The 21,927-nt window shown below is 61.9% G+C and carries 22 protein-coding genes; 11 read left to right on the forward strand and 11 right to left on the reverse strand.

Features of this window, described 5'->3' with window-relative positions; translation table 11 throughout:
* Positions 1–53: 53 nt before the first annotated feature.
* From pbpC to PspS35_RS03190, 6 genes are all read left to right on the forward strand, one after another.
* On the forward strand, positions 54–2,384 hold the full coding sequence (gene pbpC, locus PspS35_RS03165; protein WP_159932745.1) for a peptidoglycan glycosyltransferase PbpC: 2,331 nt from the start codon (positions 54–56) through the stop codon (positions 2,382–2,384).
* Between the two features lie 94 nt (positions 2,385–2,478).
* Positions 2,479–2,787, forward strand: a complete 309-nt coding sequence (locus PspS35_RS03170; protein ID WP_159932746.1) for a MazG-like family protein — start codon at positions 2,479–2,481, stop codon at positions 2,785–2,787.
* Positions 2,780–3,529 (forward strand): methyltransferase, encoded by a 750-nt coding sequence (locus PspS35_RS03175; protein WP_159932747.1) that lies wholly within the window; start codon positions 2,780–2,782, stop codon positions 3,527–3,529. The genes PspS35_RS03170 and PspS35_RS03175 overlap by 8 nt, the downstream gene beginning before the upstream one ends.
* A 24-nt stretch (positions 3,530–3,553) precedes the next feature.
* Positions 3,554–4,156 (forward strand): DUF4136 domain-containing protein, encoded by a 603-nt coding sequence (locus tag PspS35_RS03180; protein ID WP_159932748.1) that lies wholly within the window; start codon positions 3,554–3,556, stop codon positions 4,154–4,156.
* Between the two features lie 45 nt (positions 4,157–4,201).
* Positions 4,202–4,759: a DUF4136 domain-containing protein gene (locus PspS35_RS03185; RefSeq protein ID WP_159932749.1), complete on the forward strand. Its 558-nt coding sequence runs from the start codon at positions 4,202–4,204 to the stop codon at positions 4,757–4,759.
* A gap of 122 nt (positions 4,760–4,881) precedes the next feature.
* On the forward strand, positions 4,882–6,891 hold the full coding sequence (locus PspS35_RS03190; RefSeq protein WP_159932750.1) for a pilus assembly protein TadG-related protein: 2,010 nt from the start codon (positions 4,882–4,884) through the stop codon (positions 6,889–6,891).
* Here PspS35_RS03190 and PspS35_RS03195 read toward each other — a convergent pair.
* Together PspS35_RS03195 and PspS35_RS03200 are read right to left on the reverse strand one after the other, a co-directional pair.
* Entirely contained in the window at positions 6,888–9,629 is a 2,742-nt protein-coding gene (locus tag PspS35_RS03195; RefSeq protein WP_159932751.1) for a PAS domain-containing sensor histidine kinase, read from the reverse strand. The genes PspS35_RS03190 and PspS35_RS03195 overlap by 4 nt on opposite strands.
* Positions 9,626–10,066, reverse strand: coding sequence for a TadE/TadG family type IV pilus assembly protein (locus PspS35_RS03200; RefSeq protein WP_159932752.1), 441 nt, complete (start codon positions 10,064–10,066; stop codon positions 9,626–9,628). The genes PspS35_RS03195 and PspS35_RS03200 overlap by 4 nt, the downstream gene beginning before the upstream one ends.
* Positions 10,067–10,138: 72 nt before the next feature.
* On the opposite strand from PspS35_RS03200, the gene PspS35_RS03205 reads away from it, so the two are divergent.
* Positions 10,139–10,624, forward strand: coding sequence for a prepilin peptidase (locus tag PspS35_RS03205; RefSeq protein WP_159932753.1), 486 nt, complete (start codon positions 10,139–10,141; stop codon positions 10,622–10,624).
* Positions 10,625–10,739: 115 nt separating this feature from the next.
* Positions 10,740–11,522 carry a response regulator transcription factor gene (locus tag PspS35_RS03210; protein ID WP_159932754.1) on the forward strand — a complete coding sequence of 261 codons (783 nt, stop codon included), beginning with the start codon at positions 10,740–10,742 and terminating at the stop codon, positions 11,520–11,522.
* Here PspS35_RS03210 and PspS35_RS03215 read toward each other — a convergent pair.
* The 8 genes from PspS35_RS03215 to cpaB are packed head-to-tail and all read right to left on the reverse strand — an operon-like array spanning position 11,519 to position 18,958.
* The gene (locus PspS35_RS03215) at positions 11,519–11,791 is read right to left on the reverse strand and encodes a DUF3613 domain-containing protein (RefSeq protein WP_159932755.1); all 273 of its coding nucleotides are present in this window, start codon (positions 11,789–11,791) and stop codon (positions 11,519–11,521) included. The two genes, PspS35_RS03210 and PspS35_RS03215, sit on opposite strands and share 4 nt — an antisense overlap.
* A gap of 20 nt (positions 11,792–11,811) precedes the next feature.
* Positions 11,812–12,528, reverse strand: a complete 717-nt coding sequence (locus tag PspS35_RS03220; RefSeq protein WP_159932756.1) for a tetratricopeptide repeat protein — start codon at positions 12,526–12,528, stop codon at positions 11,812–11,814.
* An 11-nt stretch (positions 12,529–12,539) separates the two neighbouring features.
* Positions 12,540–13,424, reverse strand: coding sequence for a type II secretion system F family protein (locus PspS35_RS03225; protein ID WP_159932757.1), 885 nt, complete (start codon positions 13,422–13,424; stop codon positions 12,540–12,542).
* A gap of 1 nt (position 13,425) precedes the next feature.
* A complete protein-coding gene (locus tag PspS35_RS03230) occupies positions 13,426–14,310 on the reverse strand; it encodes a type II secretion system F family protein (protein ID WP_159932758.1) in 885 nt (294 codons plus the stop codon).
* Between the two features lie 10 nt (positions 14,311–14,320).
* Positions 14,321–15,592 (reverse strand): CpaF family protein, encoded by a 1,272-nt coding sequence (locus PspS35_RS03235; protein WP_159932759.1) that lies wholly within the window; start codon positions 15,590–15,592, stop codon positions 14,321–14,323.
* On the reverse strand, positions 15,589–16,779 hold the full coding sequence (locus tag PspS35_RS03240; RefSeq protein ID WP_159932760.1) for a pilus assembly protein: 1,191 nt from the start codon (positions 16,777–16,779) through the stop codon (positions 15,589–15,591). Before PspS35_RS03240 ends, PspS35_RS03235 begins: the two co-directional genes overlap by 4 nt.
* Complete coding sequence (locus PspS35_RS03245) at positions 16,776–17,993, reverse strand: type II and III secretion system protein family protein (RefSeq protein WP_159932761.1); 1,218 nt, start codon at positions 17,991–17,993, stop codon at positions 16,776–16,778. The genes PspS35_RS03240 and PspS35_RS03245 overlap by 4 nt, the downstream gene beginning before the upstream one ends.
* A 20-nt stretch (positions 17,994–18,013) precedes the next feature.
* Positions 18,014–18,958: a Flp pilus assembly protein CpaB gene (gene cpaB, locus PspS35_RS03250; RefSeq protein ID WP_159932762.1), complete on the reverse strand. Its 945-nt coding sequence runs from the start codon at positions 18,956–18,958 to the stop codon at positions 18,014–18,016.
* A gap of 315 nt (positions 18,959–19,273) precedes the next feature.
* Here cpaB and PspS35_RS03255 point away from each other — a divergent pair, with 315 nt between their 5' ends.
* The 3 genes from PspS35_RS03255 to PspS35_RS03265 are packed head-to-tail and all read left to right on the forward strand — an operon-like array spanning position 19,274 to position 20,171.
* Positions 19,274–19,465, forward strand: coding sequence for a Flp family type IVb pilin (locus PspS35_RS03255; protein ID WP_159932763.1), 192 nt, complete (start codon positions 19,274–19,276; stop codon positions 19,463–19,465).
* Positions 19,466–19,513: 48 nt separating this feature from the next.
* Complete coding sequence (locus tag PspS35_RS03260) at positions 19,514–19,705, forward strand: Flp family type IVb pilin (RefSeq protein WP_159932764.1); 192 nt, start codon at positions 19,514–19,516, stop codon at positions 19,703–19,705.
* A gap of 55 nt (positions 19,706–19,760) precedes the next feature.
* The gene (locus PspS35_RS03265; RefSeq protein WP_159932765.1) at positions 19,761–20,171 is read left to right on the forward strand and encodes a response regulator; all 411 of its coding nucleotides are present in this window, start codon (positions 19,761–19,763) and stop codon (positions 20,169–20,171) included.
* 34 nt (positions 20,172–20,205) lie between these two features.
* On the opposite strand, the gene PspS35_RS03270 is transcribed toward PspS35_RS03265, so the two are convergent.
* On the reverse strand, positions 20,206–21,888 hold the full coding sequence (locus PspS35_RS03270) for a POTRA domain-containing protein (RefSeq protein ID WP_159932766.1): 1,683 nt from the start codon (positions 21,886–21,888) through the stop codon (positions 20,206–20,208).
* Positions 21,889–21,927 lie beyond the last annotated feature (39 nt).

Here is a 21,927-nt window from a genome sequence, read left to right on the forward strand (position 1 = left end):
CTTTGGTTATTAATACGACAGGCTAGTTCCCACAAGCATAGAGGTTTGCCCGTTTGAATTTGCGTTTAGTTGCCCGCTGGACCCTGGCGACCCTGCTGTTGGTGATTGCCTTGCTGTGGCTGGCTGATCGCCTCTGGCCATTGCCCCTGCCCAAGGATGACCTGGCGCGGGTGGTGCTCGCCGAGGATGGCACGCCGTTGTGGCGGTTTGCCGATGCCGATGGCGTGTGGCGCTACCCGGTACAGACCCGTGAAGTCTCGCCGTATTACCTGGATGCCTTGCTCACCTACGAAGACCGCTGGTTCTACCAGCACCCCGGCGTAAACCCGCTGGCGCTGGTGCGCGCGACGTGGCAGAACCTCACCGGTGCGCGGGTGGTGTCGGGCGGCAGCACGTTGTCGATGCAGGTGGCACGCTTGCTCGACCCGCATTCGCGCACCGTTCATGGCAAGTTGCGCCAGCTGTGGCGCACAGCGCAGTTGGAATGGCACTTGTCCAAGGAGCAGATTCTCAACCTGTACCTGAACCGTGCGCCATTTGGCGGCACGCTGCAGGGCGTGGCGGCAGCCAGTTGGGCGTACCTGGGCAAGTCCCCGGCACACTTGACCCATGCCGAAGCGGCCTTGCTCGCGGTGTTGCCCCAGGCGCCGAGCCGCTTGCGCCCGGATCGCCATCCGCAGCGCGCCCAAGAGGCCCGGGACAAGGTGCTGCGCCGCCTCGCCGAGTTCCAGGTATGGCCGCGATCCGCCGTCGACGAAGCCTTGGAAGAACCGCTGCTGCTCGCGCCGCGCCTGGAGCCGAGCCTGGCCCCCTTGCTCGCCCGCCGCTTGAACCGTCCCGACAGCCCGCCGCTGATCCGCACGACGGTGGATGCCACCCTGCAACGGCGTCTCGAAGACCTGCTGCTGGGCTGGCGCGCGCGGCTGCCGGAACACACCTCGGCCGCGATCATCGTGGTGGAAGAAGAGAGCATGGCGGTGCGGGCTTATCTGGGCTCGGTGGATATCAACGACGCCAAGCGCTTTGGCCATGTGGACATGATCAGCGCGCTGCGCTCGCCGGGCTCGACCTTGAAGCCCTTCCTGTACGGCATGGCCCTGGACGAGGGGCTGATTCACTCCGAATCGCTGCTACAGGATGTACCCCGGCGCTATGGCGATTACCGGCCAGGTAACTTCTCTATGGGCTTTACCGGCGCGGTGCCGGCGAGTACGGCGTTGTCCAGTTCCCTCAACCTGCCGGCGGTGCAATTGTTGGAAGCCTACGGGCCGAAACGGTTTGCCGCCCAGATGCGCATCGGCGGCGTGCCTTTGGCGTTGCCGGCGCTGGCCGAGCCGAACCTGGCGCTGATCCTCGGCGGCGCGGGCAGCCGGCTGGAAGACCTGGTGAGTGGCTACAGCGCCTTCGCCCGTGACGGCAAGAGCGCCAGCCTGCGATTGCAGCCGGACGATACGCTCAGAGAACGGCCAATGCTGTCGCCAGGCTCGGCCTGGATTGTACGGCGCATCCTCAGTGGCCAGGCGCGGCCGGACCGCGACCCGCGTGCCGAGTTGGTGCAGCGCCCGGTGCTCGCCTGGAAGACCGGCACCAGCTATGGCTTTCGCGATGCCTGGGCGATTGGCGTGGGGCCGCGCTATTTGATCGGTGTGTGGATCGGCCGACCGGACGGCACGCCGGTGCCGGGCCAGTTTGGCTTGGCGTCGGCGGCGCCGCTGATGTTGCAGGTGCACGACGTGTTGACCAACCGCGACAGCCAGCGCGGCGTCAGCGCGCCCGTCAAGCCGGTGCCGGCCAATGTCGGCGTGGCGGCGATCTGCTGGCCGCTGGGCCAGCCCATGAGCCGCAGCGACCCCAATTGCCGGCGCCAGCGCTTCGCCTGGACCCTGGACAACACCACGCCGCCGACCTTGCAGGCGTTGGACCAACCGCTGAGCGTAGGCTTGATGGAAAACGTCTGGGTCAATGCCAAGGGCTTGCGGGTGGACGCCCATTGCCCCGGCGCAGTCGCCAGGAATATCGCCCTGTGGCCCGCGCCGCTAGAGCCCTGGCTGCCAAGGGCCGAGCGCCGTGAAGCGCGCATCCCGCTCGCCGACCCGGATTGCCCGCCACCGGCGCTGACCGCGTCGTCGCCGCTGTCCATTGTCGGTGTGCGCGAAGGCGACCAACTGCGCCTGCCCGCCGCCAGCCAACAAACCCTGCGCCTGAAACTCTCGGCCTTGGGCGGCAGTGGCCGGCGCTGGTGGTTCCTCAATGGAGCGCCGTTGGGGGACAGTGCCAACCAGGACTTTATCAATGCCAGTTTCGAGCACTTGGGCCGCTATCAGCTCAGTGTGTTGGATGAGGCCGGCCAGACCGCACGGCTTGAATTCAGCGTCGTCGATTGAATCGCCATCGGGGGCTTGCCCCCGATGAGGCCCTAAAGGTTCACTTGCCATCAACGCCAATCCCCCCGAAGCTACCCACCTTCAGGAGCCCCCTATGAACCTCGAACACCTCACCGAACGCTTGCACCGCATACGCGATACCAACGACTGGAAGCGCTTCCACTGCCCGAAAAACCTGGTCATGGCCGCCAGCGTGGAAATGGCCGAGCTGGTGGAAATCTTCCAATGGCTGACCGAAGACCAGTCCCGCCAGTTGCCTGCCGACCAACTCGCCCACGCCGGGCAGGAAGTCGGCGATATCGTGTTGTACCTGCTGCTGTTGTGCAGTGAGTTGGGCTTGGACATGAACGAGGTGGTGCGCGCCAAGTTGGCCGACAGTGAGCGGCGGTTTGCCCATGAGTGACCGTCATTTCGACCAGTTGGCCACGCGCTTCGCCGAGAAAATCTACGGCGGTGCCAAGGGCGCGATTCGCCTGGCGGTGCTGCAGGCCGACCTGGCCGAAGCGCTGCCGGACCGGCCCTTGCGCGTGCTGGATATCGGCGCAGGCTTGGGGCATATGTCGCTGTGGCTGGCCGAGCGTGGCCATCAGGTGACCCTGGCCGAACCCGCCGAGCCGATGCTCGAAGGTGCGCGGCAACGCTTCGCCGCGGCCGGGCAGACGGCGACTTTTATCCATGCGCCCTGGCAAGACCTGCTGGGCCAACTGACCGAACCCTACGACCTGGTGCTGTGCCACGCCGTACTGGAATGGCTGGCCGAACCCCATGCGATCCTGCCGGTGCTGCATCAACTGACCGTGCCCGGCGGTTGGTTGTCCCTGGCGTTCTACAACCGCGATGCGCTGATTTACCGCAACCTGCTCAAAGGCCACTTCCGCAAAATGCGCAAGAACGACATGGCCGGCGAGAAGCAGAGCCTTACCCCGCAACAGCCGCTGGACCCGCGTGAATTGGCGGCGCAACTCGACGGGCTTTGGCAGGTCGAAAGCCAAAGCGGTGTGCGGGTGTTCCACGACTATATGCCGGTGGAATTCCAGGCCCGCGCCAACCTGCAGGACCTTGTAGAGATGGAACTCGCTCACCGTCGTCATCCAGGCTTTGCCGGACTTGGGCGTTATTTGCACTGGATCTGCCGTCCGGTTTAAGCGGCCCAGTCTGCGGAGGTCGAAATGCGTCGTCTCTGTTTGATCCTGTTGTCCCTCGGGCTGGGCGCGTGCTCCAGCCCCAACCCATACGTGGCGGCTTCTGCGCCCATGCCACCGGCGCCGGCCCAGGCCGCCGCCACCTTCGATGCCAGTGCCTACCCGGCGCCGGTACGCGACTATGGCGCCTACCGCAATTGGGCCTGGCGCAACGGCCAACTGCCCGCAGGCACGGCCTGGGCGGATTCTGCCCAGGTGGCCGAAGCTGTCAGCGGCGCCCTCGACCAGCGCGGCCTGCGCCCTTCGCATGACAATCGCCCCGCCGACCTGTTGGTCAGCGCCGACGTGCGCCTGGAGAAGCGCCTCAAGCAAGTCCAGGATGACTATGGCTACGGTTATGGCGGCTACAACCGTTATGGCAATGGCTACGGCATGTACAACTCGGTGCCGATCGTACGCACCTATGAAGTGCAGGTGGTGGTGGTACGCGTCAACCTGTTCGATGCCCGCAGCGGCCAGCCCGTCTGGAGCGCCAGTGCGCAAACAGGCAGCCAGGGCAGCCTCAGCGAGCGAGCGGATGCGTTGCGTCAGGCGGTGCAAAAGGCAATGACCGCCTACCCACCCAGTTAACAGCTATTCTCATCTAAAGCTCGGTTCGCTCTTTGGAGAAAGACCATGTTTCGTCGTATCGCTACGCTCGCTTTTGTTGTGCTGCTAGGCGGTTGCCAGACCAGTCAGGTCAACCACGATTTTGACGCCAGCCGCGACTTCGGCGCCTACCGCAGTTGGGCCTGGAAAGACCCGGCCCTGCAATACCGTCCCGATGACCCGCGGATCAAAAGCGACCTCACCGAACAACGCATCCGCCAGGCGGTAGGCGAGCAACTCGACCAACGTGGCCTGCGTCCCGCTGCAGCCGGCACCAAGGCTGACCTGAACGTGCAGGCCTACCTGATCGTCGAAGACCGCCAGCAACAAGTCACCACCAACTACGGCGGCGCCTGGGGTGGCCCTTGGAACGGCTACTGGGGCGCGCCGATGTACAACGAAACGCGCAACATCACCTACAAAGTCGCGACCCTCCAGATCGACTTGCTCGACGGCAAGGACGGCAAGTTGGTGTGGCGCGGCAGTGATGAGCAGATGATGAGCAGCACGCCCAACCCGCAGGACCGCAGCAACGCTATCCGCACCACGGTAACGCGCGTGCTCTCCAGCTACCCGCCGCACTGAACCAAGACGCGGATCCCGCGTGGAACTTGTCTTTGTGGTGAGCCTCACCACAGAGTTGTGTAGGCCTGAGCCTTGTCTACACTCCACAGCACCTACGGAGAGTAAGTGCTAAGGAGTGCTCGATGTCTCCCCGACTTCGTTCCAGGCAACGTGGTGCGATTGGCTTGATGGCCGCCCTGACGCTCGGTTTGGCGCTGGTGTTCCTGTTGCTGGTGATCGACAGCGGGCGGCTGTATCTGGAAAAGCGCAAGTTGCAAGGCATCGCCGACATGGCCGCGCTGGAAGCCGTGCAACGCAATGGCGATTGCCTGGCCGTGAACAACAACACCGCCACCACCTATGCCGGCGCCAGTGCGGTGCGCAACGGCTACAGTATTCCCCCCGCCAATGCCCTGGATGTGCGCTGTGGTTCGTTGACCACGGCGGCGTCGAATCTGCGGGTCTTCACCGCAGACGCCAGCAAGCGCGATGCGATTCAAGTGATCGCCTCGCGGCCGGTGTTGACCAGCGTGGCTGGCGGCGTCTGGTCGTTGATCAATGGCGGCGCCTACAGCTTGACCACGCTGCTGACGGCCAAGGCGGTTGCCGCGCCGAAGATCTTGCCGCCCCAGGCGCAATTGACGATCAAGTCCACCTTGGTGACGGTCAACTCCACTAATTCCGCGGCGCTGAACCTGCTGTTCGGCAAGCTGTTGGGCGGCAACCTGTCGTTGGACATTGCCGGCTGGCAGGGGCTGGTGGACACCAATATCAACTTGCTGAGTTACCTGAACCAGTTGGCCGTGAATGTCGGGGTCCAGGCGGGCAATTACGACGAGTTGCTGGCCAAGAACCTCAAGCTCGGCCAACTGATCGATGCGGCAGTGACTGTGCTCCAGGCCGGTTCGGGCACTGCCACGGTGGCGGCTTCGGGGCTGGCGAAGATCAGTGCATTGGTGGGCAACCTCGACGTGACGTTGGGCAGCCTGTTGCAACTGCAGACGGGCGCGGTTTCCGCCGGGCTCAACACCACATTGAATGCGTTTCAACTGGCTGAGGCGTTTGTGCAGTTGGCCAACAAGAAGAATGGAGTGGTTGCCGAGGTGCCGGTGACGATTCCAGGGGTGACAGCCAATCTCAAGTTGAAGGTGATTGAACCCCCCCAACTGTCGGCCATAGGCGATCCTACCTATGCCAAGAACAAAACCGATGCGAGCACGCGGATATACGTGCGCACGGCCCAGGTCAGCGTGGGGCTGACCGTGACGCTTCCGGTACTCAATACAGCGGCGGTGAATCTGGTCCTGAACGGGTTGGTCGCTCCACTGACGAACGTGTTGAATAACCTGCTCAGTCTGAACCTGGCCGGGACGGTCAGTTCGCTTCTCTGTGCCGTGGGTGGGGTTCCTTGCCAGACCACTGACTTGAGGCTGCTCTCTTCCGCCACCGACCCGCCCGTTCCCAGTGTGGATGTGATTCTGGAACTGGGCAGCGCTGAAAGCTATGTCACAGGGTTCACCTGCGCGAGCGACGCGACCAAAACGCTGACCACTCAAACCAACGCGTCGGTGGTGAACATTAAAGTCGGCCAGAGCCCCACCCTGATCAACTCGCTGGGGGCCAGCCCGCCGCTGGCGACGGTACCACCGTTGCCGGTGATCGACATCGGTGCGCTGACGTGCCTCAAGCCGCTGCTGGGGCTTGGGCCGACTGTCTGCGATTACGCTAATCGCAAGGCGTTTTATGGTGGGGGGATCGGGATGCTTATCGACCCTAGCGTGGGTTCAATTACCTCGTCTGGTAGCGCTTACACATACAACCAGCCACCGGAGATCAAACAAGCGCCGCTCTATCATTCGCTGTCGACGGTCAACTTGGTGGCCTCCCTCGGGCAGGCGCTGCAAACAGGGCTGAAGTTCCAGGTTTACAAACCCACAGGGTTCAACCTGCTGGGCAGTTTACTGTCCACCACTGCAACCCTGCTCAACGATTTGAACAGCACCCTGGGCAACGTGATCGGCACGGTGCTCAGCCCGATTGTCGACCCGTTGGTCAACGGTCTGCTGTCCACCCTGGGCATCAACCTGAACCAGGTCGAAGTCGGTGCCAACCTCAGTTGCAGGCCCCACGGGCAGGCGGCGCTGGCGCTTTAAGCGTCAACGAGGGGCAGCTCCACGCAGAACCGGGCCCCTTCTTCGCCATTGACGACGCTTAGCCGGCCGCCCATGTTTTCGACGATCCCATAGCTCACCGACAAGCCCAGGCCTGTGCCCACGCCAATCGGTTTGGTGGTGAAAAACGGTTCGAAAATTCGCTCCAGCAGGCGCGGGTCAATACCGCCGCCGTTGTCCTCGACCCAGATCCGCACGTGGCGGCTGTCGTGTTCGCAATGCAGCGCGATCCAGGGGCGCAGCGTCGGGTTGTGTTCACGCTTGCTCAGCAACGCATCACGGGCGTTGACCATCAGGTTGATCAACACCTGCTCCAATTGGTCGACATAGCCTTTGACCTGCACGTTAAAGCTCGCCGGTACCACGCGCAGCTCCACGCCTTTGCCCTTCAAGCCCTCACTGAGCATCGACAGCGTACCGTCCAGGGCCTGCGCCGGATCGAACGGCTGCTGCTCGATTTCCGAGCGACGCCCAAACACCCGCATATGGTCCACCACCCGCGCTGCACGCAGCACTTGGGCGTCGATGCGCTGGAGTTTTTCGGTGAGGTAGTCGACATCTGCGTTGCCGTTGCCCAGGCGCTTGAGCACATTGACGATGGCCATGCGCATCACGTTCAGCGGCTGGTTGATCTCATGGGCCAGGCCCGTGGCCATTTCGCCGAGGGTGGCCATTTTGGCGCTTTGGGTCAGTTGCTGCTGGGAGCGGCGCACTTGCGTGTTGTCGCGGCCCACTGCTTGCACCTCCACCAGCTCGCCGCAATCATTGAACACTCCACGGTCCGACCACACCCACCAGGCATGCTCGCGGCCCGGCAATTGCAGGCTGATCTCCGCCGTGCTGACCGCAAATTCAGGGGTCAGTTGGCTAATGCGTTGTACAAAGGCCTGGCGCTGTTCGTGCGACAACCAATGGCCCAGGTTCTGCCCTGGCAACTGTTCGGGCAGGCATTCCAGATAGTTGGCCAGCGGTGTGTTGCCGAAGGTCAGTGTCAGGTCCGGGCGGTAGCGGCAGATCATCGCCGGGGAGTCCTCCACCAGGATGCGGTAGCGTTCTTCGCTGTGCTTGATCTGCTCGGCGGCCAGGGTCGCGTCGGTGACGTCCAGCCACAGGCCTACGGCCTCTACCGGTAGCCCCAGGTCATCGCGTAGCAGCTTGGCTTCGTCGAGCAGCCAATGCTCAATGCCGTGTTTATCGCGCACGCGGTAGCGGCTGCGCACATTGCCTTCGCGCAGCAGTTGGCGAGTGCGTTCGAAGTAGAGGTCGCGGTCATCGGGATGAATCCATTCGATCAGGCTGGCTGGGGTGCACTCTTCAAGGGTGCGGCCCAGCAGGGGCAGCAGGCTGTCACTGAAGAACAGTGGTTGCAGCGTGCCTTCGACATACCGTTGCACGTAGATGACTGCCGGTGAGCTGGCGATCAGGTTGTCCAGCCTTGCATGGGCGGCGGCGGCCTGTTGTTGCTGGTTTTTTATGTCGCTGATATCCAGCATGAAACCGATCAGCCGCCGGGCGCTTCCCGCGCCCATTGCCTGGCCCTGAACGCGGTACCAGATGGGGCTTTGTGAGCTGTCCACACGGTGCAGGCGCACGCTGGTGGACAGCGGCTTGCTCAATGCCTGCAGGTCTTGCAGGCGGCTGGCGAGCTCCTGGCGGTCAGCCGGGTGGATCAGCATCAGCCAGTCCGCCAGGGGCATGCGCGCGGTGCCGTCGTTGGGACGCAGGTGCTGCAATAACTGCGGGGCCAGTTGGATGTCTTCACTGTTCGCCGGCAGCTCCCACCAACCGGTGCCGAGCAACCCCTGCAAGGCTTCGAGTCGCTCCAGTTGCTGCTGGTGACGCTGCTCGCGAAGCCGGCTGAGCAGCGGTGCGGCGAGGGCGGCGGTCAGTTGCAACCAGTCGCGTTCACGGGTCTGCTCTTGGCCGCGATAAAAGCCGCAAAGCAGCCACGCGGCAACGCCATGACCGTCGCGGTAAGGCACCAGCAAACCCTCGGCGTTGCCGAAAATACCCTGCAGGCGCGGGTGCTCGCTGTGGCCGTGATTCAGGGTCAGGTTCAAAGGGGTCTGGCCGTCCAGGCTATCGAGCGCAGCGCCCAGGGATTGGCCGTTGTGCCACAGTGCCGGCGCATCGTGGGCGCGGTAGTGGCTGTGGATCAGCCAGCCCTGGTCTTGATCATCGAGCAGGGCAATGGCGACACAGGGGATCTGCCAACGTTGCGCAATGCTGTGCAGGTTATCCTCAAGGACCTCGGGCACGCGTGCCAGGCTGCACACCCTTAACCGCTCGCTGATCTGGTCACTCAGGTATTGATGCTGTTCGCGGGTTTCGGCCTGATGGCGGTGGGCAGTCAGGTCGCCGATGTCCAGCAGTTGCAACACCCACCCATCACCCAGAGGTTGAATCCAGCCCCGAGTTTGCAAGGGGCGCCCGGCATAGCCCTTGAAGTCCAGGTCCAGGGTCTGCCCCAGCCAGTCGCCGGGGCTGCCCTCGATCATCACCGCGCTACGCGCATCCACGTAATCAACCAGCGGTACCGGTTCTTGCGCGGTTGTGGTTTTTGCCAGGCGATGGCGTAGCGCGCCGTGGGTTTGCAGCACGCGACCTTGGTTATCCAGATAGAGGTGCAGGCCGGCGTTCATCGGTGGCAGGGCCGTCGCTGCATGCGCGTCAGGCGGGCGGCCGAGGAGCCGGTCGAAAAACCGTTCCCCCGAGGTCAAAACTGCATGCTCGCTTGGGCGGAGAGTGTCGCAGGCAAGTTGGGCACGGTGCCGAAGCCGGGCAGCACCAGAAAGGGCAGCACGTGTTTAAGGTTGTCGGAAGGGTAGTTGATTTGGACGGTCAGCATCCCGGTACCCGAATAGGTCGCCGTGACATAAGCCGGCACGAATTTGAACGCGGGCGGCAGCCACTGCAACTGCGCCTGGGCGGCACTGATCGCGCGGTTTTTCAGGGCATCGGAGTAACCGGCAGTCGCGGGGTCCAGCGCCACGCTGCGCCTCACGCCTTCCGCCGTCGCCTGGTTGAATGACTGCAGGAGCAGCAACGGCAGGCTGTAACTGACCAAGCCGTAGAACACGGCGAAAAAGATCATGAACACCATCGCGAACTCTAGCGCGGCGGCGCCTTTCTGTTTTCTAGGGAGGCCCTTTTTCATGACTGCGTCTACCCTGACAACCACTACCTGATATCAGCATAGAATCATTCAGCAGAAAGGGATTTTTTTTACGTGATTCATAGCCTGTTGCTGTTTGTGTGGCTGGCGCTGTGCGCCGTGCAAGATATCCGTCAACGCCGGATCGCCAATCGCCTGACGTGGGGAGGGTTGCTGTTGGCGTTGGTCTACCTGCTCTGGAGCGGGTCCACCTGGCTTGGAGCGCCGGCCGCCGAGGGTGGTTGGGCGTGTGCCCTGGCGCTGCTGTTTACATTGCCTGGTTATGCCTTGGGGCGTCTGGGGGCGGGGGATGTGAAATTGCTCGCGGCGTTGGCCCTGGCGACTGACAGCCATTATTTGCTGGGTACGTTTATCGGTGCCGGTCTGGCGAGTGCAGGGTGGCTGTTGCTCGCACCCAGGCTGTGGCCTCTGCTGAATCAAGAGGTTAGATACACACTGCGTTACCTTCAGCCGCAGGCGTCAGGTAAACAACCCTTTGCGCCCTTTTTGCTCGCAGGATTTGCGCTGGCGTGGGCTTGGATCCCATTAGTCGTGACGTAGCCTAGTGCTATGTACATAGTCAGAAAGTACGTCTACGTTTATAGGTGAGCCGCCGTAAAATAAGCGGTTGGAATGGAACGGTTGGTCTTTGGCTTGCCCAGGCATGGAGTCGCGCGTGAACAAGCTTACTTCTCAAGTGAAAGTGCTCGTTGTCGATGATCAACCTTTGATCGTAGAAGAGTTATGCGAATACCTCGAAAGCAGCGGCTATCGTTGCATCCCTTGTCACTCAAGCCCCCAGGCGGTCGAACGTTTTCGCGAAGACGTCGACATCGGCCTGGTGCTGTGCGATCTGCATATGCCGGAAATGGACGGTATCGAGCTGGTTCAGGCGTTGCAGAGCCTGGCCGGTAAGCGGCGCCCCTTCGAGGCCATCATGCTGACCGGACGCGCCGATAAGCAGGATGTCATCAAGGCGTTGCGCGCGGGAATCGCGGACTATTACCAGAAACCGATCAATCTCGCTGAGCTGCTCGAAGGGGTACAGCGTCAGGAGGCGGTGCTGCAGGAACGGCATAAGAGCCTGGAATTGGGGCATTTGAATCAGAAGCTGCAATACCTGTCGGCGTCCATTGATGATCTTTATCACGACCTCGACAAGGTACGCAGCAGCCCTCAGTCCTCTGCCATTTCCAGTGAGGAGCAGGGTGCGGCCGCAGAAACCGAGATGCCGATTATTTTCAAGCAGCTCTCGCCGCGCCAGTTGGATGTCGCCCGGCTGGTGGGCAAGGGGCAGACTAACTATCAGATCGCCTGTGAACTGGGCATCACTGAAAACACGGTGAAACTCTACGTGTCACAAGTGCTGCGCCTTACCCACATGCACAACCGCACGCAACTGGCGCTGGCGCTGTCGCCGAGCAATTCATCGATACGCCAGCGAGTGACCGCGCACTAGTTGCTACTGCCCGGTGAGTTGCCGCCCTGTTTCTGTTCGTAGTACTCGGGAATGGGGTGTTTGTAACTTTCTATAAGTCGCTGCAAGGTCAATTCGCGCTCAGTGGCGGTGGCTTTCTGAGGGGTTGAAGACGCCAATTGCCCACTGACCTGCAATTGCAGCCAGCCCTCGGTCTGTTTCTGCTGAGGCGAGGACGGGCCCGGCTCGATGGCCACGGCGCTCAAGGGCAGGGTTGCCAGCAGCAAGTTGGCGAGCGGTGTGAGTTTCATCTGGATACTCCCTCAATGACTTACTTGATAGGCGCCTGCGACGCTTCGCTGACGGCTGCCATTTGTGCCTTGGCGGGCGACGCTGGCGAACGCTTGAGTTGCGCCGCCCGTGACTGGGCCTGGGTCACTTGCTCCGGGCTCAAGCCCATGCGGCTGACGACTTGCGCGGCCTGCCTCCAGTTGTCCTGGTAAATCAGCAAGGTCACCAGGTTCACGGCGGCCAACTGATTGCTTTGGTTGAGCTCCATAGCGGTAAGGAATTCGAAACGGGCATCTTCCATGCGCAACTGGTTGAGGTAGGCCACTCCCAGGTCGTTGCGGATTTTTTCATCGGTCGGCGCACGCGCGGCGGCCCGTTGCAAGTGGGCGATGGCTTGGCCGTTGTCACCCTTGGCGGCGGCCAATTGTCCAAGGCCATGCTCGCCTTCCGCCGACAGGCAGGTGCCCAGCAGGGTCTGGTACAAGGGCGCTGCTTCGTTGCGCCCCAGCAGGCGATAGGCTTTGGCTTTGCGCAGGCGCACTTGGGGCAGGCTGTCGGGCAGGCTTTGCAGGTTGGCCAGGCTGGCGTGCAGCTTGCCGTCATTGGCCATTTCGTCCGCGAGGTTCAGTGAAAGATCCTGCTCGGCGCTGGGCTTGGCGCAACTGCTGTTGGCGATGAGCCCGGCCCAGGGCGCCTGGCCCATGTTCGCGCAGCCACTGAGGAGTAACAGGCTGCACGCGGCAATCATTGTTTTCATCGGTTGTCCTTTCAAGGCCCCATGGCCTTCGAGATGGCAATAAAACCGGGGCCGGCCAGTACGATCAGCAGCGCCGGGAACAGAAAAACCATCATGACCACGGACATCTTGGCCGACATCTTGGAGATGTATTCCTGCATGCGGGTCAGGCGCCGGTCGTCCAGCAATTGCTTGAGCGCCTGCAACGACTTCATGGCGCCCCCGCCCTGGTGCAACAGCTGTTGCAAAATCGAGCAGGTGTCGCTGAACTCATCGACGCTGAGCATCAGGCTGGTGTTGCTCAACTCTTCGCCAAGCTCCAGGCCTGAGTCCACCCGTGCCAGCACCATGCGCAATTCCGAGGTCAGCACCGGCAGCAGTTTTTGCGCCTCGTTGGCCATTACCCGCAGGGTTTGTTCCACGGCCATGCCCGACTCAAACAGGATTCGCAGCAGGGGAATAAACGTCGATACCTCCTGGGCAATTTGTTCCTGGCGACGTTTGGCCAGCGAGGCGAGCACCCGTTTTGGCAGCAGGTAGCCGGTGGCCAGGCCCAGAAAGGGCGCGAGCCAGGCGGGCTCGGCATCCGGGAAAAACAATTCTTGGACCAGCAGTGTCAGGCCCAACAACAGCAACGGTGAGCCCACCTGGCACGCGGCGAACATCGACCGCTGCCCTACTTTTCGCCAGCCAATGCGGTTGAGCAGGGTTTGGGTTTCGTTATCGAGGCTGATGGTGCGCTGGCCAATTCGGGTATTGCCCAACTGGCGTAACCACTGGCCGATTTTGTCTTCACGGCCGATTTCGCCTTGCAGCCGCGAGGTCACCAGGCGCTGCTGGCGACGTTGAGCCAGGGCGTTGCCGACCAGCAACAACAGTGCGGCGAGAAACAATAAGGCGCTGATCAGCAGGGCCATATCAGATGCTCCTCAGCATGCGCCACAGCGCGAGGCAACCGAAGATCTGCATGGCGAACGCGCCAATGAGCATCCACTTGCCGCTGTCATCTGCCCACATGCCCACCAGGTACGTCGGGTTGGTCAGCAGGAAATAACCGGCAACGCTGACCGGCAGCAACGCGAGCACCACCGCCGTCACACGCGTTTCCCCGGTCATTGCGCGCAGTTGGCGGGCGCCCTGGTCGCGTTCGCGGATCATTTTGATCAGGTTTTCCAGCAGTTCACTGGCGTTGCCGCCGTAGCGATGGTTGACCTTCAGGCCCAAGGCAAACAGGCGCAGCTCATCCTGTTCGTAGAACTCGGCAAAGTCATGGGCGGCTTCCGGCAGGCTGACCCCCAAGAGCACGTTGCGCTTGATGCGCCCCATGGACGCCTTCAGCGGATCGTCACTGGCATCGATGCCGCCCAGTACGGCATCCGCCAGCGTGCGCCCGGATTTAAGGCTGCGCACAGCGTGATCGAGCAGTTGAGGGAGTTGCTCGATCATCCGGCGCAAGCGACGTTGGTAGCGCAGCGCCAGGTAAAACCGCAGGGTCAACGGCGGCAGCAGGATCATCACCAGCAGGCCCAGCCATTCGGCGGCCAGCAAGCCCAGCAACGCGCCCACGCCCCAGAGCGCGAGCCATAGCCCCAGGCGTTCGGTGGGTTTGCCCAGGCCGGCCCGGATAAACATGCGTTCAAGGTTGGTCACTGCGGCTTTTTCATTCAAGGCCTGGGGTTGGCCCTGGCCCAGGCGTTCCATCACGCGGTCGGTCTGGGCCTGGCGCAAACCGCTGCGCATCAGGCGCGCGGCCAGCAACAGCAGGGCCAGGGAGGTCAATGCGAGCAGGATCGGAGCGGTCATCAGGCGCCTCCTATAACGACAGGGGGCTTTCGCGGCGCAGTTTTTCGCCGGCGGGGTTGATGGCCTCACGCAAGAAGCCGAAGCCGGTACGTTTGTCATGTCTGAACAACGTGTTGGTGACATACACGTCGTCACGCACGCCCACCACCTCCACCACTTCACTGACGCAGCGGCGGCCATCGGGCAGGCGAGTCAGTTGGATCACCACATCCAGTGCCGCGCAGATCATCTGGCGCAGGGTTTTTTCCGCGACTACGCGCCCGGTCAGGCCCACCAGCGTCTCAAGGCGCAGCAGCGCATCCTGCGCGTTGTTGGCGTGCACCGTGCTCATTGAACCGTCGTGACCGGTGTTCATGGCGGTGAGCACGTCGAGCACCTCCACACCGCGAATCTCACCGAGGATGATGCGGTCCGGGCGCATCCGCAGGGCGTTGCGAATCAAGTCGCTGGCCTTCACCTCGCCATGCCCTTCGGCATTCGGCGGGCGGGTTTCCAGGCGCACCACGTGAGGGTGGCCCAGTTGCAGTTCGGCCACGTCTTCGATGGTGACGAGGCGCTCATGGGGGTTGATCAATTGGCTGAGAATGTTCAGCAGGGTGGTTTTGCCGGTGCCGGTGCCGCCGCTGATCAGAATGTTGCAGCGTTTGCCCACGGACAGTTGGAAGAACTCGAAGATCTGTTGATCAATCGTCTGCATGGCCACCAGGTCGCTGCTTTTGAGCGTGTCCTTGCGAAACTTCCGGATCGACAGGCACGGACCGTCCAGGGCTATCGGCGGAATGATCGCATTGACCCGGCTGCCATCCGGCAAGCGTGCATCGACCATCGGCGACGACTCGTCCAGGCGCCGTCCCAGCGGTGCGAGGATGCGCTGCATGACCCGCTCCACGTGGTGGTCGTCGATAAACCGCAAGTCGCTTTGGTGCAACAGGCCATCGCGCTCGATAAACACCCGGTGAGGGCCGTTGACCAGAATTTCGGTCACGGAGGCGTCACGCAGCAGCACCTCCAGTGGCCCGAAACCGGTCAGTTCGTCGACGATTTCTTCTGCAAGGCGCTCCATCTCATAACGGGAAATCGCCAGGTGCATACGGGTGATGTACTCGGCGACCTTATCGATCACAAATTGCGCCAGTGACTGACGGGTGCCTTCCAGCAGGTTTTTTCCCGACTCCTCGATGGCATCGATGATGTAACGGTGCAGGACCAGCTTCAGGCCGTCGTGATCGGTATTACCCACCGCACCGCGTCCGATCGCGCCAAACAGGTTCTCGCTGTTCATTTCGTGCTCCACAGGCGCGTCAGCCAATTGGCCGGAGGTTTCTCAAGGCCTTCGGAGCGCTTGGCCAGGCGTTCACCAAGGATGCGCAGGCCTTGGGTCAACGGCTCGCGAGGGGCCAGGGTGAACAGCGTCTGCCCTTGGTTCTTGGCGTTCAGGCGCAGCTCTGCACTCAGGGGCAGCACGGCGATCACTTCCAGGCCGAAGGTCTTGCCCAGCGCTTCGGCATCCGGTGCGGCGCCTTTGATATAGCGGTCGACCAACAGCCGCCCATGTTCCAGCTTCATGCCTTTTTCGCGCCACCGATTGAGCACTGCCAGGTTGCGGCGGCAGTCGAGCACGCTTTGATCGGTACACCACAGCAACTTGTCGCAATGGCTGACAAAGGTGCGCAATGCTTCGCTGTCCGGTTGGCCGGTAAGGTTGACGACGATGTGCTGGAAGTGTTGGCGCAGGGCGCTGAGCAGCATATACAGCTCGGCGGCGCTGGTTTGCTCCAAGGGTTCGTCGCCGTCGGTGTAGGCCAGCAGGCGCAGGCCCGCTTCGGCCGAGGTGAAGGCGCTGTTGATCAGGGTTGCGTCCAGGCGCCGCAAGTGGCGCAGGGCGTCACCGAAATGAAACGAGCTTTCCAGGCCAAGCAGCGCCAGGCTGTCGCCCCGAGGCAGGCCCAGGTCCAGGACCAGGGTTTGTTGCCCGCTTTTTTGCACCACTTGCGCCAGGTGGCTGGCAAGCATTGCGCCATCGGTGCCGCATTGGGTGCCATACAGCACCGTCAGGCCGCCCAGGTGGGTGGTGTGGGTGACGGCCGGCAAGCGCTTGCTCAGGCGTCGCACCAGGCCCGCAACTTCACTGGAGCGCGAGCCGTAGGCGACAAAGTCCCGGGCGCCGGCCCGCATGGCGTTGAGCACAAGCTGATTGTCCATGCCGTCGCCCAGGGCAACGATGGCCAGCATGGGTTTGGCTTCCAATGCACCTTCGATCAGGGCGCATTGGGTGGTGACGTTTTCCCGGTCCAGGCCGATGAACACCAGGTTGGCGAAGGTCACGTCGACCAGCGCGAGCAACTCATCCAGGCTGCCGCCGCCAGCGCTGACGACCTGGCCCAAGGGCGCAAGGGCGCCCTGCAGCCATTCCAGGTCGGTGCTGTTGCGCGTGATTGCGAGGAAGGTTTGGCTCAGGCTTTCACTCATTGGGACAGCCCCGTGCGACGGTCGAAGTTGCCATTTTCGAGGAAGAACAGGCGGTACCAATTCGGGTCGTAGCTGCGCAGTTTTTCGCCGGGCAGGGAGGGCAACTGAGCGTCGGCGGCCAGGGGCTGTACCAAGTGTGGGGTGACGATCATCAGCAGCTCTTTTTCCTCGCGACTGATGTTGGAGTCGCGGAAGAACGCACCAAGGATCGGGATATCCCCCAGGCCTGGAAACTTGCTGATGGTGGAGCGGTTGTTGGTGCTGATCAGACCGCTGATGACGAAGCTCTCGCCGTCGGCTAGCGAGACGCTGGTGTCGGTACGGCGCACCGTCAGGGCCGGCACTTGAATGCCCTCGATCTGCACGGCGTTGCTGTAGTCCAGTTCGCTGACTTCAGGTGCCACCTTGAGGGTGATGCGGTTTCGATCGACCACCGTGGGGGTCAGGGTCAAGCGAATGCCGAACTCTTTGTACTCGATGGAGATGGTGTCACTGCCGGCGCTGGGCACGGGAATCGGCACTTCACCACCGGCCAGGAAGGTCGCACTTTGCCCGCTCAGCGCGACCAGGCTGGGACGCGCCAGGGTGTAGGCAAAACCGCTGCTTTCCAGGGCATTGATCATGGCCGACACACGCCCGCCGCCGAAGCCGATGTTGAAATTGGAGGTGCTTACCGGCAGGGCCAGCGTATTGGCGCTGGGCACCGCGAGGTTGGGGCTGCCGATCAGGAAGTTCTTGCCAATGCCCAGGATCGACGTACTTGCCTCCTTGAGCTTGGTGCGGCTGACTTCGACAAAGCGGATGTCGGTTTGTACCTGGCTGGGCAGCAAGGGGTCTTCCGAGGGCGACCGCGACAGGCTGGTCATCGCCGCCGTGGCTTTGCCTTTGACGAACACCATGCTCTGACGCGGGGTACTTGAACACGCTGTCCAGATCATCAGGCTGGTGGCGCCTGGCGAGATGCCGGTCAACAGGAATGCCTGGTTGCCATTGATCTGGACGTCGGCGATTTTAGGGTCGCCGACGGCCAGGCGCGTAATGGCAACGGGGGATTGCATGGCTTGCTGCAGGCCTTCTCCCACTTCCAGCGCTGCTGGCAATTGGGCCAGGCTGGCGCAGTTGCCGGACGCCGCCTGTGCAATCGCGACGGGCAGCGTCAGGGTTACAAGGGCCCAGAATGCTCGTGAAAAAAACCGCAGGGAACGACTGCTCATTCAAGGCATCCTTAGCGCTATCAGGGCGTTTGTTGAGTAACCTGGTTGCCGCGTATCACCTCGACACCCGTGCGCCGTGGGGCACCCGTGGCAGCAGATGGGCCGACGTTGCTGGTGGGTGGAACAGTCAAGGCCAACTGGTTGAACTGGTAGAGATCGCGCTTGGCGTTATCGAGGTTCGCCGGGGACTCATCGGCACCTGACCAGTATTGGCTCAAGCGTTGTTCGTCAGCGCTGCGCACGGCCAGGCGCAATGCGCCGGCTTGAGTGGCAAGCATCAGCCGACTCATCAATTGCTCTGGAACCGCGAGCAACACCGTACGGGCACTGGCTCGGTTCTGTTGCTGCTTGGCTTTGTCTTCTGCCGTTGTGGCCACGGGGGAGCCGGGTTTGCCGTCGTTGGTCAGCCCCAGTTGGTCACCGACCCCGAGCAGGCGCAGCGCAGGTACCACCGTTTGTGCCGAAGGCTGCGGGTTACCGTTCTCCTGGCGCAGGTACAACATGACGTCTACATAGTCGCCCGGGTTCAATTGCCCGCCGGCGCCGCTCACCTCATCCACCGCAACAGCCAGTGCGCGCTCATCGGGGCGGATCATGCGGGCGAGGCTTCCGCCTGCATTGAAGCTTTCTTCGGTCAGCCAGGTGCCTGCTTCCAGGGCGCGCCACGGTGTGCGGCCGATCGCTTGCTCCAGGGTGGTCAAGCTACCTGCCGGGGCGGTGCGCAGTTTTTCCAGGGTCAGGTCGGCGGCCGTGAGGGCGGCGAAGGGCGGTACGTCGTGGGCCAGCACGACCACGGGTTGACGCGTCGGGTCTTCCACTTGGGCTATTGCGAGAGTGTTGGCAACCGGTTGAGTGATGACAGCGGGTGCAGGTTCCGGACGGCTCAGCACCAGGCCCCAGTAACCTGCAACCAGCGCACCGAGCAACAGCAACCCGGCCAAAATCATACTGATGCGACTGCTCATAAAGGCTCTCCCTTTCCCACTGCAGAACCTGCCGGCTGGTCCATCCAGTCACTGCGCAATCAGTTCACACGCACATCTAACTATTTCGCTATTTGAAGGTAGTTCAGCTAGGACAAAATGCCATTACTGATTGGAAAAATTCTCTCTTCCAGTGGGAAACAAGGTTCTTTTGGCGCCATGCAATTGGCTAATACTTTGTGATTAGTCCCTTATTACAGTTGTTGGGAGTGGATTTGCCGACAATGCTCTAGTGGCACAGCGAGATCATGCCGCAGACCCGCTACACCAGCGCCTCAAGCGCAAAGGAGAAGTCATATGTTCCTTGATGCCATTCGCAAGGTTTTTGTCAAAATCCAAATTCTGTCTTACGGACGAGAGGGGGCCTCCGGTATCGAATATGCAATTGTCGCGGCCATGTGTGCGGCAGTGATCGGCCTTTTCATGACGCCCATCAGCACTAAAGTGAAGGCGATCTTCACGTCAATCCAAACCGGTATCGCTACTTGAGTCGTTGAACGGTATGCGAGTCGCTTTTCACTCTGTCTGGAGAACCGCATGGAAGAACGTATTCGCAAGTTATTCGTCGAACTGCAATTGCTGGTGTGCGCCAGGGAAGGCGCCTCAGGCATTGAGTACGCTATCGTGGCGGCCATGTGTGCGGCGGTGATCGGCATTTTCATGACGCCCATCAGCGAACGCGTCACGGCGTTGTTCCAACTGGTCGAAACCAGCCTCCTGGCCACTTGATCAATAGCGCGACGCGACTACCCTGAGTGCACTCTCTCGTATCAGGATTTTCTCAATGAGCCCCTCGTCGTCCACCCGGCAACAAATCCTGTTAGTGGACGACGAAGAGGACGCCCTGATCGAACTCGCCGAATCCCTCGAAAATGAAGGGTTCGTGTGCTTCACTGCGAACTCCGTCACCTTCGCCCTGCAGGAACTGACCCTGCACCCTGATATCGCCCTGGTCATCACAGACCTGCGCATGCCCGAGGAGAGTGGTATCTCCTTGATCAAGCGCCTGCGCGAACATACCTCGCGCTCCCACTTGCCTGTGATTGTCATGTCTGGCCATGCCGAAATGGATGACGTCAGCGACATGCTGCGGCTACAGGTGCTGGACCTGTTTCGCAAGCCGATCTACCTGGTGCGATTGATCGATACATTGAACAGCCTGTTTCCTCTGAGAGCGGTGCGAAGCTTCAAGTAGCAAGTCGGCGTACACCGCCGACTTGCCGCTCTCGTCAGAGCTGATAACTGAAACTCAGCGTGTACCGCGGCTTGCGATTGAGGCTGTCGAGTGCCACGTCCGACATTGGCTTGGCCGCTTCCAGGGAGATGTTGTAGTACTTGGCGTCACCAAAGCGCAGGCCCGCAGCGGTCGATGACATGTCGTTGCCTTTGATGGGCAGGTCGTTGAACCAGGTCTTGGCGCGGTCGAACACGATGTAGGGTTGCAGGATCCTGACCCAGTCGCCGGCGCGGTTGTAGCTGTAGTTGATCTCGTAGGCCAAACCCCAGCCTTTGTCGCCCGAGCCTTGGTCATCAGGGTAGCCTCGGCCGAAGTTCTGCCCGCCGAAGGTGGCGCGTTCGCTGTCGGGCAACGTGTCGTCGCTCCAGTAAAACGCGCCGGAAACGACGCCTTGCCAATTGTCGAAGAGCTTATTGCTCTGCACGCCGGACAGCCGCAGGCGGAAGAAGTCGAGGTCGGGCTTGAGGCCGCCGAAATCTGTGCGGGTCTTGGCGCCCAAGCCGTTGATGCCCTGGTACACGCCAGCGCTGAGGATGCGCAATTGGGTCATGTCGGCTTTGCGCCAGTCACCCTCGAACGCCAGGGCGCGCAGGTCGGTTTGCAGCTCCAGACGTTGTGGGAAACCGACGAGTTGGTAGCGGGTGGTCTGGTCGACGGCGTAATAGCGGGTGCCCAGGCTCAGCGATTCGTTGGGTGAGGCGATCAGTGGATGGCTGAGCCCTATGGAGTAGCGGTCGATCTCCTGGTGTGGCTTGAGTTCGAAGCCGTCGCCCAATTGCAGGTTGGTGCGTGGGTCGGCGCGGTAGCGTTCGCCCGACAGCGCCAACTGGGTACCCTCGGCATTGATGAACTGGCTGTAGGCCGCGCGGTAGTAATGCTCTTTGTCCTCGCCCGGCGGGAACAGGCCACTGACGCTCAGTTGTTCGCCCATTGACGTCCATGCGTTGCTGGTGGCTGTCAGCAGCGCTTGGGTGCCGCCTCGGCTGGCCTCGTTCAGGCTCATGCTGGTGGTGAAGGGTTTGCGGCTGGCGGTGATATTCATATGGGTGCCGCCATCGGTGGTGGCGGGCGGCGGCACTTGGGCCTGCAAGGTCACGCCAGGGATGGCGCTCATCAGGGTGGTGTAGCGTTCGAAGGTCTTGCGCGTCAGTGGCCGTTCGGCCTTGAGTTTTTCCGCCAGCTTGTCGACGTAGGCTGAGACCGAGCCGATATTGCCTTGCATTTGATAGTCGCGGATATACCCCTCTACCAGCACCACATGCACCAGGCCATCCTCGAAGCGCTGCTCCGGAAGGAAAGCGTAGGACAGCAGGTAGCCGTCTTCCTGGTAGCGGCGAGTGATGCTGCGGGTGGCCTCGATCAGTTGCGCCAGGTTGGTTTCGTGGCCGATCAAGGGCTCGAAGGCCTGGGCCACGTCCTTGAGCGGGTAGACCGTGCCGCCGTCGATCTGCAATTTGCGGATGGTCACTTTGGTGTCCATCAGCAAGGGTTGCGCAGCCGTGGCGGCGGGCGTGGGCAACTGCGTTTGTGGGGTGACGGGGCGGTAGGCATCGGCGGGTAGGTTAGGCACCGGCAGGTTGCGGATGGTGTCGTTGCTATTGAGGAAGCTGGGAAGGGTATCGGCGTGAGCGTAAGCACTGAGGGTGAACAACAGCAACGGCGTCAAAGCGCGCATAGGACACTCCATGGTCATAACTGCAGCAGCGTTTTGCAG

It is taken from the genome of Pseudomonas sp. S35 (assembly GCF_009866765.1).
Taxonomy (GTDB): domain Bacteria; phylum Pseudomonadota; class Gammaproteobacteria; order Pseudomonadales; family Pseudomonadaceae; genus Aquipseudomonas.